The sequence below is a fragment of the Streptomyces sp. SAS_281 genome (genome assembly GCF_052542855.1).
Window position 1 is genome coordinate 54,478 of sequence record NZ_JBMNDO010000023.1, and the last position, 14,968, is coordinate 69,445.

Genomic DNA, 14,968 nt, shown 5'->3' on the forward strand with positions numbered 1-14,968 from the left:
CGGACTGGCCTTTCGTCGGTGTGCCGGTTCACGCCGCGCCGCCCCCGTCCTCGTCGTCGGGGAAGGCGCGGCGGACGAACGACGCGATGTGGTCGTGCAGGGCCCCGGCCGCCGCGTCCGCGTCGTCGGCGAGCGCGAGCCGCAGGATCTCCCGGTGCTCGGCCGCCTCCCGCTCCCAGGAGGGGATGGTGGACCAGGCGACCGTGGAGACGAGCGCCGCCTGGTCGCGGACCTCGTCCAGCATCCGGGCCAGCAGCGGGTTGCCGCAGGGCAGGTAGAGCGCCCGGTGGAAGTCCCGGTTGGCGAGCGACCTGTCGGCCTTGTCGCCCGCCGTGTCCGCCCGTTCCAGGGCCTCCTGCGCCTCGTCGAGCGACGCCTTGCGGGTGATCGAGCGGCGCAGCGCCTCGGGTTCGAGCAGCAGCCGGACGTCGTACACCTCGCGGGCCATGGCCGCGTCGACCAGCCGGACGGTGGCGCCCTTGTACTGGCTCATGACGACGAGTCCGGTGCCGGCGAGGGTCTTCAGCGCCTCGCGGACCGGAGTCTTGGAGACCCCGAACTGCGCGGCGAGCTCGGTCTCCACGAGCGCCTGCCCCGGCCTCAGCTGTGCCGTGAGGATCGCGTGCTTGACCGCCTCCAGCACGTACTGGGTGCGGGACGGAATCGGGGTGGGCGCAAAGGTCATGGGTGCAGGGCTCTCACATCTCGCGTATCGCGTCTCATATATGACGTACGGAGTACGACGCGATGAAGCTAGGGCCGCCGCGAATGTTTCGTCAACGCTTCTGACGAAAGAAATTCGCGGGACCGGGACATGTGCCGTACACGGATTCCGGTGCGCCCACCGGGAGTTCCCCGGCATAGGGCAGCTGCCCGATGCCGCGCCGGGGCCTCAGCCGCCAGCCTGGCCGCATGACGAACACGCAGGTCAGGAAGGTGCGGTGGGTGTGATGGCGGTGGGGCGGGTGCTACGGGACCGGACGGCGGGGCTGTTCCTCACGGCGGTCGTGGTCTCCGGATTCGGCACCTCGGCGATGACTCTGGCCGCCGGGATCTGGGTCAAGTCGCTGACCGGTTCCGACGCGTTGGCGGCGCTCGCGCTGTTCGCGGTCTGGATGCCGGTCCTGTTCGGGCCGCTGCTCGGTGCGGTGGCGGACCGCCTGCCGCGCAAGCCGCTGCTGGTGGGCGCGAACGTCACCCTGGCGCTCCTGATGGCCGTGCTCGCGGCGGTGGGCGCGGAGGGGCGCGTCTGGCTGCTGATCGCGGTGCTCGTGCTGTACGGGTGTGCCTCGGTGCTGATGGGCTCGGCGGAGTCGGCCGTGGTGGCGGGGGCGGTCGCGCCCGGCCTGCTGGGCGACTTCAACGGCCTGCGGATGATGGCGAACGAGGGCATGAAGCTGGTCGCCCCGCTGACCGGCGCCGGGCTCTGCGCCCGCTACGGCGGCGGCGCCGTGGCACTCCTGGACGCCGTCTCCTTCGCCCTGGCGGCATGTCTCTACGCACTGCTGCGGGTACGCCGGACGGCCCGCCCCTCGCCCGTGGGGCCGGGCGGCTGGACGGCCGGGCTGCGGCAGCTGTGGGGGTCGCCGGTGCTGCGCCCGCTGGTGCTCGCCGCCTCGGCCACGATGCTGTGCGCGGGGCTCAACGGGGCGTCGCTGTACGCCGTCGTGGACGGCACCCTCGGCCACTCCCCCGCGTACGCCGGGGTGCTGTCGGTCGCCCAGGGGCTGGGTTCCGTCACGGTCGGGCTGTTCGCGGGCGCGCTGATGCGCCGGCTGCCGGGCCGGGTGTTCGCGGCGGCCGGGATCGCGGTGTTCGGGGTCGCGGTGGGGCTGCGGGCCGTGCCGTCCGACGCGGTGGCGCTCACCGCGTGCGCCCTGATCGGGGTGGGTCTGCCGTGCGTGCTGATCGCCGCGCTGACGGCGGTGCAGCGGGAGACCCCGGACGCGGTGCTGGGCAGGACGGCGGCGACCGCCGACACGCTGATGATGTCGCCGAACGCGGTGGCGCTGGGGATCGGCGCGGGGCTCGTGGCACGGGTGGACGTCACGGTGCTGCTGCCGCTGGTGGGGGCGGGGGCGGTCCTGACGGCGGCACTGCTGATGACGGGCCGGCGGGGCCCCCTGGCACCCGCCGGCCCGCCCGTCTCAGCCGAGGCGTGAGAGCGCCCCCCTGACGGTCGCCAGGTCCGGGTCCGAGGCCAGGCCCGCGTGGTACAGCCGGAGCTGGTTCGCGCCGAGCGTGGCGGCGTGCGCGGCGTCCCGTTCCAGCGTGTCCGGGCTGCCGCCCATGCCGCGCACCACGGTGAGGTTGGCGGCGACGACGGCGTCGGAGGCACCGGCGAACGGCCCGAGCACCGCCTCGCGCGCCGCGTCCGACCCGGTGCACGGCAGCACCACCCCGTCCGCCACGGACAGGATGTGCCCGGGGTCGACGCCCACATTGGCCCCGCAGCGGTACGGGGCGGGGTCGGCGTGCAGCAGCACCTGGAACCCGGGCGCGGCCGCCGCCCGCACCGCGCCGGTCACCGCTTCCTGGAGGCTCCGGGCCACCTCCGTGCGCCACCGCAGCGTCGCCTCCGCGAGGTCGGCGCCGAGCAGCTTCCCGACGGCCTCCCAGCCCGCGTCCGGTGCTCCGGACCCGGACCAGACCGGCGCCAGCGCGCGGCGCACGGCCGCGCCCAGCTCCTCGGGGTCGAGGCCCTGTCCGGCGTAACCGGCCCGGCAGACGGCGCAGAAGCAGAGCGACATCAGGTACTGCGCCGCGTCCCCGAGCCCGACGCCCGCCACCTTGTCGTGGGCGTGCAGATGGGCGAAGCCGTACCAGCCGCAGGACTCCAGCTCGGTGCCCCGCGCCCCGTCGCGCACCGCCGCCTCCGCCGCGAGGTCCACCAGATAGGCGCGGACCTCCGGGCGCGCGACACAGGGCGCCCACGGGTAGCGGTCCCCGTAGGCGTTGACCACGGAGGTGTCCGGATGGTCCGCGCCCAGCCGTGAGCTGTGCGCGAGGACCACCCAGCTGTGCACGTCGAGACCCGCGCCGGACAGCGCCTCGGCGGCCTCGGCGAAGGGGTCGTCGGAGGCCGTCCACGCCTGCCGGTACGGGCGGAGCGCCCGGCCCGCCCAGCGGCCCTCGTCCGGCGGGTACAGGACCGCCGCGTACTCGGCCGTGACGACGCGGTGGCCTGGGTGGCGGGGGGTCAGCGCCCGGGTGGAGTGGTAGGCGGAGGCGAGCGTCACCTGCTGGACACCGAGGTCCGCGATGCGGGCGGGCGCTTCGGGGTCGCCGACGACGTCCCAGGGGTAGAGGAAGGCGGACGTCCTCATCCGCGCCCCTCCGCCTCGTGCCGCTCCAGCAGGGCGCGGCCGCTCGCGATGATCTCCGTCAGCTCCTCGATGTGGGCGGCCGGCGGCTCGGTGAGCGGGCTCCGCACCGGCCCGACGTCCAGGCCGTTGAGCCGGACGCCCGCCTTGACCAGGGACACGGCGTAGCCGCGCCCCTGGGCCCGGAGCTCGACGAGCGGCCGGTAGAAGGAGTCGAGCAGCGCGTTGACCAGGGTGTCGTCGCCGGACTCCAGGGCGCGGTAGAAGGCGAGCGCGATGTCCGGGGCGAAGGCGAAGACCGCCGAGGAGTACAGCGTGACGCCGATGCCCCGGTAGGCGAGGCCGGTGAGTTCGGCGGTGGGCAGCCCGTTGAAGTAGAGGAAGTCCCGCCCGGGCAGCCCGGTGCGCACCGCGCTCACGATGCGCTGCATGAGGTCCAGGTCGCCGTAGCCGTCCTTCAGACCGATGATCCCCGGGGTCTGCGCCAGGGCGACCACGGTCTCGGGGGTGAACACGGCGTTGTCGCGCTGGTAGACGATGGTCTCCAGGCCCGTCGCCCCGGCCAGCGCCCGGTAGTGGGCCAGCAGTCCCTCCTGGTCCGCGTGGACCAGGTACGGGGGCATGGCGAGGAGCCCGTCCGCACCGGCCTCCTCGGCGAGCTCCGCGAAGTGGACGGCCAGCGCGGTGCCGTACCCGGCGCCCGCGACGACCGGCACCTGCCCGGCGGTCTCCGCGACGGCGGCGGCGACGACGCGCCGGAACTCCTCCGGTGTCAGGGCGTGGAACTCCCCGGTGCCGCAGCAGGCGAAGACGGCCGCCGCGCCCGCGTCGACGCCCTGGCGGACGTGCGCCCGGAAGGCGTCCAGGTCGACGGAGCCGGTCGCGTCGTACGCGGTGACGGGGAAGAAGAGCGGCCCGGCAACGGCGGTGAGCCGGGCGGCAAGCGGGTCTGAGCTCACGGGCGCCTCCTGAGGCGTGCGCATCTCTGATTAGTGTCCATACTTATGAACGACGCCTAAGCTAGGCCCGGTGGGGCGCCGGGGTCAAGGCGCCGACGGCCTGGTCCGGGCCAACCCTCGACAGGGTTCCCTTGACGCCTTCCGACCCCCCGCATACCTTGTCCACGCATGTGAACCTGATCCAAGAGGAGACCCCGCATGCCCGCCGAAAAGCCCCGCACCGTCCTGCTCACCGGCGCCGCCGGCGGCCTCGGCACGCTGATGCGCGAGCTGCTGCCCGCCCACGGCTACACGCTGCGCCTCTTCGACATGGTGCCGATCGAGGGCGAGCCGGACGCGATCACGGCCGATCTCGGGGACCGGGAGGCGCTGCGCGCGGCCGTGACGGGGGTCGACGCGATCATCCACCTCGCGGGCATCTCCCTGGAAGCCTCGTTCGACAAGATCCTCAAGGCGAACATCGAGGGCACGTACAACCTGTACGAGGCCGCGCGCGAGGCCGGCGTCCGCCGCGTCGTGTTCGCCTCGTCCAACCACGCGGTGGGCTTCACCCCGCGCCCGCTCCCGGGCGATCCGCTGATCCCGGTGGAGACCCCGCGCCGCCCCGACACCTTCTACGGCCTCTCCAAGTCGTTCGGCGAGGACCTCGCCCAGCTGTACTGGGACCTGCACGGCATCGAGACGGTCTCCGTCCGCATCGGCTCCTGCTTCCCGGAGCCGACGTCCGTACGGATGCTCTCGGTGTGGATGAGCCCCGCCGACGGCGCCCGGCTCTTCGACGCCGCGCTCACCGCCGGGGACGTCGGCCACACCGTGGTGTACGGCTCGTCGGACAACACCCGGCTGTGGTGGGACCTCACCTCGGCCCGTGCGCTGGGCTACGAACCGCGCGACGACTCGGAGCCGTACGCGGCGAAGCTCGTCGCGGAACACGGCGAGCTGGACCCGGCCAACCCGGACCACGCCCACCTCGGCGGCCACTTCTGCACCAACCCGCCGGTCTGGCCGCACTGACCAGGGCCCGGAACACACCATTCCGCCGTACGGGCGAAGGTGCCGAAAGGTAAGGGAACGGCAAAGCCGGGTCGTTCGTTCATCCGACATGACCGCTATGACACCCGGCTCGAACCTTCCGCTCACCGCCGTCCGCGTGGCGGTGGACGTCGCCGCGCCCGTGCGGCTCGACGTCTCGGGCCTGCTGCTCACCGCCGACGGCAAGGTGCGCTCCGACGACGACTTCATCTTCTACAACCAGCCCGCGGGCCCCGGCGTGAGCTACCGCTCCGGCGGCGGCAGCGCACCGGACGCCGTCGTCGTGGACACCGCGTCGGTGCCCGCCGGCATCGAGAAGATCGTCGTCACGGCCAGCCCGGACGCCGCCGGCCAGACCTTCCAGGGCGTCGAGCCGACCGCCACCGTGCGCAACGCGGACGACGGCGCCGTGATCGCCTCCTTCACCCCGCCCCGGCTGGGCGCCGAGACCGCGCTCGTGATCATGGAGGTCTACCGGCGCGGCGACGCCTGGAAGGTCCGCGCGGTCGGTCAGGGCTATGCGAACGGCCTGGCCGGCATCGCCACGGACTTCGGCGTCACGGTCGAGGAGCCCCCCGCCGCCGCTCCGGCCGCCCCCGCCGCCGCCCCGGCACCGGTCACCACCCCCGCGCCCCCGGCCGCCCCTCCCGCGCCCGCCGCCCCCGCGACGCCGCCCGCGCCCGGCAAGATCAACCTGGACAAGGGCCGGGTCAGCCTCCGGAAGAACGAGACGGTCTCGCTGGTCAAGGCGGGGCGCCCGCTGCTCTCCCAGGTCAAGATGGGCCTCGGCTGGGAGCCCGCCTTCCGGGGCAAGGACATCGACCTGGACGCCTCGGTCATCGTGTACGGCCCCCAGCGCAACCACCTGGACAGCTGCTACTTCGGCAAGCTGTCCGTCCTGAACGGCGCGATCAAGCACTCCGGGGACAACCTCACCGGTGAGGGCGCGGGGGACGACGAGGTGATCGTCGTGGACCTGGGCCGGATCCCGGCGGAGGCGACGGGCCTGGTGTTCACGGTCAACTCGTTCACGGGCCAGAAGTTCACCGAGGTGGCCAAGGCGTACTGCCGGCTGGTCGACGCCGCCACCGACGAGGAGCTGGTCCGCTTCGACCTGACCGGGGCCGAGCCGCAGACCGGTGTGATGATGGCCAAGCTGATCAAACAGTTCTCCGGCGAGTGGGAGATGACCGCGATGGGCGACTTCGTGAAGTCGCGGACCGTCCGGGGCATGGTCAAGCCGGCCGCCCAGGCGCTCTAGGGAACCGGGTCCCGGGCATGGTTAAGGGGCCGTCCGCGCGGCTGGCGGACGGCCCCTTTGTGACGGCCTCAGAGCTTGGTGAGCTTGGAGTACGGGCTCATGATGCGGCCCTGGCGGCCCGCGAAGTCGATGAGCACCGCGTCGTTGTCGCCCTCGACGGCGAGGACGCGCCCGAGACCGAACTGGTCGTGCGAGACCCGGTCACCCACGTCGAACAATTCGACCGGTGGGGCCGCCTGGGCCGGGCGGTTGAAGGGACTGGACGGCAGGTGGCGCCGGGAGCCGGCTGACTGTTTCATTGCTTCGAGTATGCGCCCCCGGAGGGCCCGACGCCATGCCCGGCAGTTAACGGTTGGGCTGCCGCTTCCACGGACCGGTGATCGCGACCATGATCCCCGGGGTCTGGATGTTGGCGAACAGCGTCCGCCCGTCCGGCGAGAACGTCACCCCGGTGAACTCGCTGTACTCCGGCTCCGCCTCGCTGCCGATGTTCAGCTCGTTGCGCGCGATCGGGTACGTACGGCCGCTCTCGGTCGCCCCGAAGAGGTGCTGGACGCCCTCGCCGTCCTCGGCGATGACCAGGCCGCCGTACGGCGAGACCGTGATGTTGTCCGGGCCGTCGAACGCTCCGTCCTTCGACGGGTCCGGGTTGACGCCCAGGAGCACCTTCAGGGTCAGCGTGCGGCGCTTCGGGTCGTAGAACCAGACCTGCCCGTCGTGCTGGACCGGGCTCTCGGCGCGCGCGAAGGAGGACACGATGTACGCGCCGCCGTCGGCCCACCACATGCCCTCCAGCTTGCGGGCACGGGTGACCGCGCCGTCCGCGAACTGCTTGCGCACCGAGACGGACTTGGCGTCGCGGTCCGGCACGTCCACCCAGTCCACGCCGTACACGGTGCCGGTCTTCGTGGCCCGGGAGAGGTCGTCGACGAACGTGCCGTTCTTGTCGAAGCACTTGAACGCCTGGAGGACCCCGGCGTCGTCGGCGAGGGTGCGCAGCTTGCCCCGGCCGTGCCGGAAGCCGTGCGGCGGCACCCAGCGGTAGAGCAGACCGTTGGGGCCCGAGGCGTCCTCGGTGAGGTAGGCGTGCCCCTGCTTGGGGTCGATGACGACCGCCTCGTGCGCGTACCGGCCGAACGCCTTGATGGGGCGCGGCGAGCGGTTGGCGCGCTTGTCGTACGGGTCGACCTCGAAGACGTAGCCGTGGTCCTTGAGGAGGCCGTTCTTGCCGGCCTTGTCCTCGGTCTCCTCGCAGGTGAGCCAGGTGCCCCACGTGGTGGCGCCGCCCGCGCAGTTGGTGGAGGTGCCGGCGATGCCCACCCACTCGGCGGTGCGGCCGTCGCGGCGGGTCTCCACGACGGTGCAGCCGCCGGCCGCGACCGGGTCGTAGACCAGACCGTCGGTGAGGGGCACGGGGTGCTCCCAGCCGGCCCGGGTGCCGCTCAGCTCGTGGTTGTTGACCAGCAGGGTCACGCCGCGCGGGCCCTCGAAGGCGGCCGTGCCGTCGTGGTTGGACGGCGTGTACTCGCCGCTGTCCAGCTTGGTGACCCCGCAGTGCGTGATGATCCGGTACGAGAAGCCGGCGGGCAGCGCAAGTATGCCCTTCGGGTCGGGGCGCAGCGGGCCGTACCCGGGGCCGTGCTCATGGCCGTGACCGTGACCGTCGTGGCCGTGGCCGTCGTGGCCGTGGTCGTGGGCCGGGCCCCCGGCGGCGAGGGCGCCGGGCGCGGTGGCCAGCGCGGCGACGGTTCCGGTGAGGGCGATGCCGGCGCCGGTGAGGGCGGACTGTCTGGTGAATTCCCTGCGCGTGAAGGCCATCACGTACTCCTGGTGCTGCGGGGGCGTGCTGTTGACGGGCTCACCGTTCCGTCCGTTCCCCAACACCAGTTGAACCTGCGACGACTTCGGGGCGACCCGTTCGGTGAACTTCGGCCGCCCCTCACACCGTCGCGGTACGCCCGCTCAGTCGGCCGAACCGCCGCGCGAGCGCGCCTTGAACGCGGCCTTGCGGGCGTCCTTGGCCTGCTTCTTGTCGCTGTGCAGCCGCCCCATCGCCTCCAGGACGTCCGCCGTGGCCGGGTGGTCGACGCGCCACGCCTCCTCGAAGAAGCCGCTGTGCTGGCCGGACAGGCCCTCGACCAGGCCCTGGAGCTCCTCGAGGTCGCCGGCGGCCTCCAGCTGGGCCGCGATCGTGTCGATGGCGAGCCAGAAGATCATCTCTTCCGAGGGCGCCGGGACGCCCTCCGCGCCGTGTTCGGCGAGCCAGACACGGGCCAGGCCGCCGAGTTCCGGGTCGTCGAGCACCGCGCGTACCGCGGGCTCCGCCTCGGCCCCGACCAGGGCGAGCGCCTGCTGGCAGTGCAGCCGGCGCAACGGCCCCAGCTCGTCCGCGCCCCGTGCGGCGTCCAGGAGTTCGGCGGCGGCGCCGTCCGGGCCCCGGCGGGTGAGCCAGAGCTGGATCTCGGCGCGCGCGGCGGACTCCGGGTAGTGGGCGACACCGCCGAGGAGCGCGTCGGCGCCCTTGTCCGCGAGGTCCCCGATCGCCGGGGCGTCCACCCCGGCATCCAGCATGCGGGCGCGGATGCCGTAGAGGCCGAGGGGCGTCAGCCGGACCATGCCGTACCGGGTGACGTCCTCCTCGTCGCCCGGGGACAGGGCGTCCTCGCCCTCCTCGACCAGCAGCGCCTCGTCCACCGGCTGGTACTCGACGATGCCGATGGGTTCGAGGACCCGGAACTGGTCGTCCAGCCGCATCATCGCGTCCGAGACCTGCTCCAGGACGTCGTCGGTGGGCTCGCCCATGTCGTCGGGGACGATCACCGAGGCGGCGAGCGCGGGCAGCGGGACGGGCGCCCCGTCCGCCCCCTCGCCGACGGTGAGCAGGTAGAGGTTGCCGAGAACGCCGTCCAGGAACTCCGTCTCGGTCTCCGGGTCCCAGTCGAGCGCGTCGAAGTCGACCGAGCCGTCCTCGCCGATGAGGTCCGCGAAGTCGTCGAAGGCGGGCGCGGTGGCGTCGGCGTACGCGGCCTCCAGGCCGTCGAGCCAGATCGCGAGGACGTCCGCCGGTGAACCCCCGGTCAGCAGCGCCAGGTTCTCACCGGCCGTGACGGTCCCGGCCGGCTCCTCGTCCACGTCCCCGGGCTCGTCGTCCTCGCCGAAGCCCTCGTCCCCGCCGAAGCCGTCGTCCGGGTCTCCCGTCCCACCGGCGGGGTCCTCGATCTCGACGAGACCGGTGTCCACGGCGAGCCGCCATGCCTCGCTGGCCTCCGCCGCGCCGTCCTCGTCCGGCGCGAGGCCGAGGAGTTCGGCGGCGGCGGGCAGCTGCGCGTCGGACAGCTCGCCGCCGGCGCCGACCCTGGTGTCCGGGCCGGCCCAGCGGGCGAGCCGTGCGGCACGGGCGAGCAGCGGCGCGGCAAGGGCGTCCCGTGCCAGCTCGGCCTCGGTGCGCAGCCGGACCGGCGGCAGGGTCGGGCGCTCTGCGGACATCAGGGGGTCTCCTCGGAACGTACGGGGGTTTCGGTCGCCGGGCCGGCCGGCTCAGTTCGTGTGCCGCGGCCCAGGACCTTCGGCGGGGCGCGGGCGGAACACGCCCTAAGCGTAGACGCATTTCGCCGCGTGCCGACCGGAATGCGGGCAAGGGCCCCGGGCCTGCCCGCGCCGGGGCGGACGTGCCAGAATCCGGGGCGTGCATCTGCGTACCGCCACCCGCTCCGACCTGCCCGCCGTTCTCGCGCTGCTCGCCGACGAGGACGCGGTGACGGACCCCGCGTCGATCGTTGTGAGCGAGGCGTACGAGAAGGCGTTCGCCGACATCACGGGCGACCCGCGCAACGAGATCCTGGTGCTTGAGGTGGACGGGGCGGTGGTGGGCTGCCTTCAGGCCACGTACATCCCCGGGCTCGGCAGGGGCGGCGCCGAGCGGGCGCTGATCGAAGCCGTGCGGGTCGGGGCGGACCGCCGGGGCAGCGGCCTGGGCCGGCGGCTGATGGAGCTCGCGGTCGAGCGTGCCCGGTCGCGCGGCTGCGCCCTGGTCCAGCTCACCAGCGCTCGGAGGCGGACGGACGCGCACCGGTTCTACACCTCGCTGGGATTCACCGCGAGCCATGAGGGTTTCAAGCTCGCCCTCTGAGCACCCTGGCCCCGGGGAGCAGGCGGGCCACCGCGCACTCTTGAGCGTTGCTTCACCTTCACCCGCAGCAGATCTAAGTGGACCTTCACGGTCGACGGACCGAGACTGCGGATATGACGCCTTCCGGTTCCGCCCGCCCGCGCCCTTTCGGCCGCGCTCTCTGTGCCATGGTCACGCCGTTCACCGCCGACGGCGCCCTCGACCGGGAGGCCGCCGCCGCGCACGCCGCCGCCCTGGTCGCGGGCGGCTGCGACGGGCTGGTGCTCAGCGGCACGACCGGGGAGTCCCCGACCACCTCCGACGCCGAGAAGGCGGAGCTGCTGCGCGCGGTACGCGAGGCGGTCGGCCCCGGCGTGCCGCTGGTGGCCGGCGTCGGCACCGCGGACACCCGGCACACGATCGAGCTGGCCCGTCAGGCGGAACGGGCGGGCGCGGACGGGCTCCTGGTGGTGACCCCGTACTACAGCAGGCCCCCGCAGGCGGCCGTGGAAGCGCACTTCCGGCGGATCGCGGACGCGGCCGGCCTGCCCGTGATGCTGTACGACATCCCCGGCCGCACGGGCACCCGCATCGAGCCGGAGACGATGCTCAGGCTCGCGGAGCACCCGCGCGTCGTGGCCGTGAAGGACTGCTCGCAGGACCTGCTGACGGCGACCCGGGTGATCGCCGCCGGCGGACTCGCGTACTACTCCGGCTGCGAGGAGCTGAACCTGCCGCTGTACGCGGTGGGCGGCGCCGGGTACGTCAGCACGGTCGCCAACGTGGTGCCCAGCCGGATGCGGGCGGTGCTGGACGCGTTCGACGCCGGGGACACGGAAGGGGCCGCCCGGCTGAACGCGCGGCTCGCCCCGCTGACCGCGCTGATGATGGCGTCCGGGCTGCCCGGCACGGTGACCGCGAAGGCGCTGCTGGCGGTGGGCCCGGTCCGCGAACCGCTGCGGCCCGCCGGGCGCGAGGCGTCCGACGGGCTGCGCGCGGCGTACGAGGAACTCCTCGTGGGCGCTTAGTCGTTGCTGTGCAGGACCTCGTTGAGGCCGCCCCAGACCGCGTTGTTCGGGCGGGCCTCGACGGCTCCGGTGACCGAGTTGCGGCGGAAGAGGATGTTCGAGGCGCCGGAGAGCTCGCGGGCCTTGACCACCTGGCCGTCCGGCATGGTGACCCGGGTGCCGGCGGTGACGTAGAGACCCGCCTCCACGACGCACTCGTCGCCGAGCGCGATGCCGACTCCGGCCTCCGCGCCGACCAGGCAGCGCTCGCCGATCACGATGCGCTCCTTGCCGCCGCCGGAGAGCGTGCCCATGGTGGAGGCGCCGCCGCCGATGTCCGAGCCGTCACCGATGACGACACCGGCGGAGATGCGGCCCTCGACCATGGACGTGCCGAGCGTGCCGGCGTTGAAGTTGACGAAGCCCTCGTGCATCACGGTCGTGCCGGAGGCGAGGTGCGCGCCGAGGCGCACCCGGTCGGCGTCGGCGATCCGCACGCCCTTGGGCGCCACGTAGTCCGTCATGCGCGGGAACTTGTCGACGGAGGTGACCTGGAGGTGCAGGCCCTCGGCGCGGGCGTTGAGCCGCACCTTCTCCAGATCGTCCACGGCGACCGGGCCGAGCGAGGTCCAGGCGACGTTGGCGAGGTGGCCGAACATGCCGTCCAGGCTCTGCCCGTGCGGCTGGACCAGGCGGTGCGAGAGCAGGTGCAGGCGCAGGTAGACGTCATGGGCGTCGAGCGGCTTGTCGTCCAGCGAGGCGATGACCGTACGCACGGCGACGACCTCGACCCCGCGGCGGGCGTCGACGCCGATGGCCTTGGCGGCGCCCTCGCCCAGCAGGTTGACGGCCTGGTCGGGGCTGAGCCGCTCGGTGCCGGCGGGGCCGGGTTCGGCGGTGAGCCCGGGGGCGGGGAACCAGGTGTCGAGAACGGTACCGTCGCCGGCGATGGTGGCGAGGCCGGCGGCGACGGCGCCGGTGGTACGGGTGGAAGTCGTGTCGGTCATGACCAGAAACCTAACCGGACCGGGGCCGCGCGGGCGAACCCGTCCCAGCGTCCGGGCGGTGCGCCGCCGGGACCGGTGCCGCCGCGCCCGGCACCGGCAGCCGCCTCGCGGCGAGCACCGCGCCCCCGGCCAGACCCGCCAGGACCGCGCAGGCCGGCCAGAGCAGCGCGGGCGCGGCGGCGTACAGGGCGCCGCCCAGCGGCGGGGCCAGGACCTGGCCGCTGATCGAGGCGCCCGCGTACAGGCTCTGGAACCGGCCCTGCGCGTGGCCGGGCGCCTGATCGGCGACGTACGCCGTGGCCGGGGTCTTGTACAGGATCTCGCCGAGGGTGAGGGAGACCATCATCAGGACGGCGTATCCGGCCCCGGCGCCCGGGATCAGCAGCGCGTACCCGGCCGCGACCAGCAGCAGTCCGGCGCCGATGATGCCCAGCGGGGCGCGGGCGCGCAGGGCGTGGGCGGCGGGCAGTTCCAGGCAGAGGATGACCCCGCCGTTCACGGCGATGAGCCAGCCGTAGAACGCGGTGCCGTGCCCGTGGTCCGCGAGGAAGACCGGCAGGGTGGAGTACTGCTGGCGGTAGACGACGTCCACGCAGACGATCGCGGCGAGCAGGACCGGCACGGCGGGCCTGGCCCGCAGTGCGCGCCACAGCCCCGGGGCGCCGGGCGGCGGGGGCGCGGGGCGGGAGTGCGCGGTGCCCCGGGCGGGGAGGATGCGGGCCGCGTAACAGGCGAAGAGCAGGGTGCCCGCACCGTCGGCGAGGAACAGCCAGTCGTACGAGAAGCGGGCGGCGATCAGCGCTCCGGCGGGCGGTCCGAGGGTGAAGCCCCCGTTGGAGGCGAAGCGGGTCAGGGCGAAGCTCTGGCGCCGGCCGCCTTCCGGGACGGAGACGGCCACCAGCGCGGAGTTGGCGGCACGCACGACGCCGCTCGCGTACTGGGCGAGGGGCAGCGCGGCGTACAGCGCGGCGAGCGGCAGCAGCGGAAGGGTGACGAGCACGGCACCGCTCACACAGGCGCCGAGCAGCAGCATCCGGCGGTGCCCGTAGCGGTCGCCGAACCAGCCGCCGGTGAAGTTCCCCGCGACCAGACCGGTGCCGCCGATGCCGGTGAGCAGCCCGGCCTGGGCGACGGAGAGCCCGCGCGGGCCCGTCAGGTAGACGAAGAGGTAGACGAAGGTGAAGCTCACCACCGCGTTGAAGAAGGCCCCGAAGGCCAGCAGCCGCACCGTGCGCGGCACGCCGCTCAGCATCCCCATCGGCATTACCCCTCCCCAACGGAACACCTAGTGAGTTCCTTTTGGGAACTGACTATGGCAGCATGGATTCCGCAGGTCAACGCGGCCCGATGGAGTTGAATGGCAGCCCCGGACCACCGAGGGAGGCTCCATGTCCCAGCGCATCAGCCAGGCCGACGCCGACTGCGCCATCGCACAGGCGCTCGACGTGGTCGGCGACTGGTGGACCCTGCTGATCGTGCGGGACGCCGCACGCGGGGTGCACCGGTTCGACGCGCTCCAGCGCGAACTCGGCGTCTCGCGCAAGGTCCTGACGGAGCGGCTGCGGCTGCTCGTCGACGCGGGGGTGCTCTCCCGCGAGCCGTACCAGGAGCGGCCGGTGCGGTACGAGTACCGGCTGACCCCGCGCGGCCGCGCCCTGCTGCCGGTACTGATCGCGCTCCAGGACTGGGGCGACGCCTGGGTGATGGGAGACGGGGAGACGATGGCGACCACGGACGAGTCCTCACGGGAGGCCGCCCGCGTGCACGCGCTGCGCGGGACGCGCGTGCCGGACCTGGCCCTGCCGGGCGCCGACGGCGACCGCCGGGACCCGGTGGCGGGCACCCCGTACACCGTCCTGTACTTCTTCCCCGGCGCCTACGCCCGCCAGGAGTCCTATCCCCCGGGCTGGTCCGGCATCCCCGGCGCCCGCGGCTGCACGCTCGAATCGTGCACCTACCGCGACCGACTGGCCGACTTCACGGCGGCGGGCGCGGCCGTGCACGGTGTCTCCACGCAACGTCCGGACGAGCAGGCGGCGTTCGCCGAGGCGGAGCACCTCCGCTTCCCGCTCCTCTCCGACGCCGACCTGGAACTGACGGCCGCCCTGCGCCTGCCGACGTTCCGCGCCGGCGGGATCGTCCGCGCCAAGCGGCTGACCCTGGTGGTGGACCGGGACCGCACGGTCCGCGAAGTGCTGTACCCGGTCACCGACATCGAGGACAGCGTGCGGGCGGCCCTGGCCGCGGTGAGGGACACGGCCGGCCGCTGAC

General features: G+C 73.6%; 14 protein-coding genes. 6 read left to right on the forward strand and 8 right to left on the reverse strand.

Annotated elements, in window-relative coordinates:
* Positions 1-28 precede the first annotated feature (28 nt).
* Positions 29-685 (reverse strand): GntR family transcriptional regulator, encoded by a 657-nt coding sequence (locus tag ACN6LM_RS11555; RefSeq protein ID WP_445065234.1) that lies wholly within the window; start codon positions 683-685, stop codon positions 29-31.
* Between the two features lie 265 nt (positions 686-950).
* On the opposite strand from ACN6LM_RS11555, the gene ACN6LM_RS11560 reads away from it, so the two are divergent.
* Positions 951-2,162 carry an MFS transporter gene (locus ACN6LM_RS11560; RefSeq protein ID WP_445065257.1) on the forward strand — a complete coding sequence of 404 codons (1,212 nt, stop codon included), beginning with the start codon at positions 951-953 and terminating at the stop codon, positions 2,160-2,162.
* Here ACN6LM_RS11560 and ACN6LM_RS11565 read toward each other — a convergent pair.
* Both ACN6LM_RS11565 and ACN6LM_RS11570 read right to left on the reverse strand, forming a co-directional pair.
* Positions 2,148-3,326 carry a hypothetical protein gene (locus ACN6LM_RS11565; RefSeq protein ID WP_445065235.1) on the reverse strand — a complete coding sequence of 393 codons (1,179 nt, stop codon included), beginning with the start codon at positions 3,324-3,326 and terminating at the stop codon, positions 2,148-2,150. The genes ACN6LM_RS11560 and ACN6LM_RS11565 overlap by 15 nt on opposite strands.
* A complete protein-coding gene (locus ACN6LM_RS11570; RefSeq protein ID WP_445065236.1) occupies positions 3,323-4,282 on the reverse strand; it encodes a 5-dehydro-4-deoxyglucarate dehydratase in 960 nt (319 codons plus the stop codon). Before ACN6LM_RS11570 ends, ACN6LM_RS11565 begins: the two co-directional genes overlap by 4 nt.
* Before the next feature lie 198 nt (positions 4,283-4,480).
* Between ACN6LM_RS11570 and ACN6LM_RS11575 the strand changes: the two genes are divergently transcribed.
* A complete protein-coding gene (locus ACN6LM_RS11575) occupies positions 4,481-5,296 on the forward strand; it encodes an NAD-dependent epimerase/dehydratase family protein (protein ID WP_445065237.1) in 816 nt (271 codons plus the stop codon).
* An 88-nt stretch (positions 5,297-5,384) separates the two neighbouring features.
* Complete coding sequence (locus ACN6LM_RS11580; RefSeq protein ID WP_445065238.1) at positions 5,385-6,575, forward strand: TerD family protein; 1,191 nt, start codon at positions 5,385-5,387, stop codon at positions 6,573-6,575.
* A gap of 68 nt (positions 6,576-6,643) precedes the next feature.
* Here the strand turns inward: ACN6LM_RS11580 and ACN6LM_RS11585 are convergent, their stop codons facing one another.
* The 3 genes from ACN6LM_RS11585 to ACN6LM_RS11595 all read right to left on the reverse strand — a co-directional run bounded on the left by ACN6LM_RS11585 (position 6,644) and on the right by ACN6LM_RS11595 (position 10,061).
* On the reverse strand, positions 6,644-6,874 hold the full coding sequence (locus ACN6LM_RS11585) for a CarD family transcriptional regulator (RefSeq protein ID WP_018104640.1): 231 nt from the start codon (positions 6,872-6,874) through the stop codon (positions 6,644-6,646).
* 46 nt (positions 6,875-6,920) lie between these two features.
* Positions 6,921-8,393: an alkaline phosphatase PhoX gene (locus tag ACN6LM_RS11590; RefSeq protein WP_445065239.1), complete on the reverse strand. Its 1,473-nt coding sequence runs from the start codon at positions 8,391-8,393 to the stop codon at positions 6,921-6,923.
* Positions 8,394-8,537: 144 nt separating this feature from the next.
* On the reverse strand, positions 8,538-10,061 hold the full coding sequence (locus ACN6LM_RS11595) for a hypothetical protein (RefSeq protein ID WP_445065240.1): 1,524 nt from the start codon (positions 10,059-10,061) through the stop codon (positions 8,538-8,540).
* 199 nt (positions 10,062-10,260) lie between these two features.
* Here ACN6LM_RS11595 and ACN6LM_RS11600 point away from each other — a divergent pair, with 199 nt between their 5' ends.
* Positions 10,261-10,704, forward strand: a complete 444-nt coding sequence (locus ACN6LM_RS11600) for a GNAT family N-acetyltransferase (protein ID WP_445065241.1) — start codon at positions 10,261-10,263, stop codon at positions 10,702-10,704.
* Positions 10,705-10,817: 113 nt separating this feature from the next.
* Entirely contained in the window at positions 10,818-11,711 is an 894-nt protein-coding gene (dapA, locus tag ACN6LM_RS11605) for a 4-hydroxy-tetrahydrodipicolinate synthase (RefSeq protein WP_445065242.1), read from the forward strand.
* Here the strand turns inward: dapA and dapD are convergent.
* On the reverse strand, positions 11,708-12,697 hold the full coding sequence (gene dapD / locus ACN6LM_RS11610) for a 2,3,4,5-tetrahydropyridine-2,6-dicarboxylate N-succinyltransferase (RefSeq protein ID WP_445065243.1): 990 nt from the start codon (positions 12,695-12,697) through the stop codon (positions 11,708-11,710). The genes dapA and dapD overlap by 4 nt on opposite strands.
* A 10-nt stretch (positions 12,698-12,707) precedes the next feature.
* Positions 12,708-13,955, reverse strand: a complete 1,248-nt coding sequence (locus tag ACN6LM_RS11615) for an MFS transporter (RefSeq protein ID WP_445065244.1) — start codon at positions 13,953-13,955, stop codon at positions 12,708-12,710.
* A 130-nt stretch (positions 13,956-14,085) separates the two neighbouring features.
* Between ACN6LM_RS11615 and ACN6LM_RS11620 the strand changes: the two genes are divergently transcribed.
* On the forward strand, positions 14,086-14,967 hold the full coding sequence (locus ACN6LM_RS11620) for a winged helix-turn-helix transcriptional regulator (protein WP_445065245.1): 882 nt from the start codon (positions 14,086-14,088) through the stop codon (positions 14,965-14,967).
* Position 14,968 lies beyond the last annotated feature (1 nt).

Coding starts and splice junctions, on each gene's coding strand:
- ACN6LM_RS11615 (WP_445065244.1), bottom strand. CDS start 13,955: ATGGGGATGCTGAGCGGCGTGCCGCGCACGGTGCGGCTGCTGGCCTTC.
- dapA (WP_445065242.1), top strand. CDS start 10,818: ATGACGCCTTCCGGTTCCGCCCGCCCGCGCCCTTTCGGCCGCGCTCTC.
- ACN6LM_RS11580 (WP_445065238.1), top strand. CDS start 5,385: ATGACCGCTATGACACCCGGCTCGAACCTTCCGCTCACCGCCGTCCGC.
- ACN6LM_RS11565 (WP_445065235.1), bottom strand. CDS start 3,326: ATGAGGACGTCCGCCTTCCTCTACCCCTGGGACGTCGTCGGCGACCCC.
- ACN6LM_RS11595 (WP_445065240.1), bottom strand. CDS start 10,061: ATGTCCGCAGAGCGCCCGACCCTGCCGCCGGTCCGGCTGCGCACCGAG.
- ACN6LM_RS11560 (WP_445065257.1), top strand. CDS start 951: ATGGCGGTGGGGCGGGTGCTACGGGACCGGACGGCGGGGCTGTTCCTC.
- ACN6LM_RS11575 (WP_445065237.1), top strand. CDS start 4,481: ATGCCCGCCGAAAAGCCCCGCACCGTCCTGCTCACCGGCGCCGCCGGC.
- dapD (WP_445065243.1), bottom strand. CDS start 12,697: ATGACCGACACGACTTCCACCCGTACCACCGGCGCCGTCGCCGCCGGC.
- ACN6LM_RS11555 (WP_445065234.1), bottom strand. CDS start 685: ATGACCTTTGCGCCCACCCCGATTCCGTCCCGCACCCAGTACGTGCTG.
- ACN6LM_RS11620 (WP_445065245.1), top strand. CDS start 14,086: ATGTCCCAGCGCATCAGCCAGGCCGACGCCGACTGCGCCATCGCACAG.
- ACN6LM_RS11590 (WP_445065239.1), bottom strand. CDS start 8,393: ATGGCCTTCACGCGCAGGGAATTCACCAGACAGTCCGCCCTCACCGGC.
- ACN6LM_RS11585 (WP_018104640.1), bottom strand. CDS start 6,874: ATGAAACAGTCAGCCGGCTCCCGGCGCCACCTGCCGTCCAGTCCCTTC.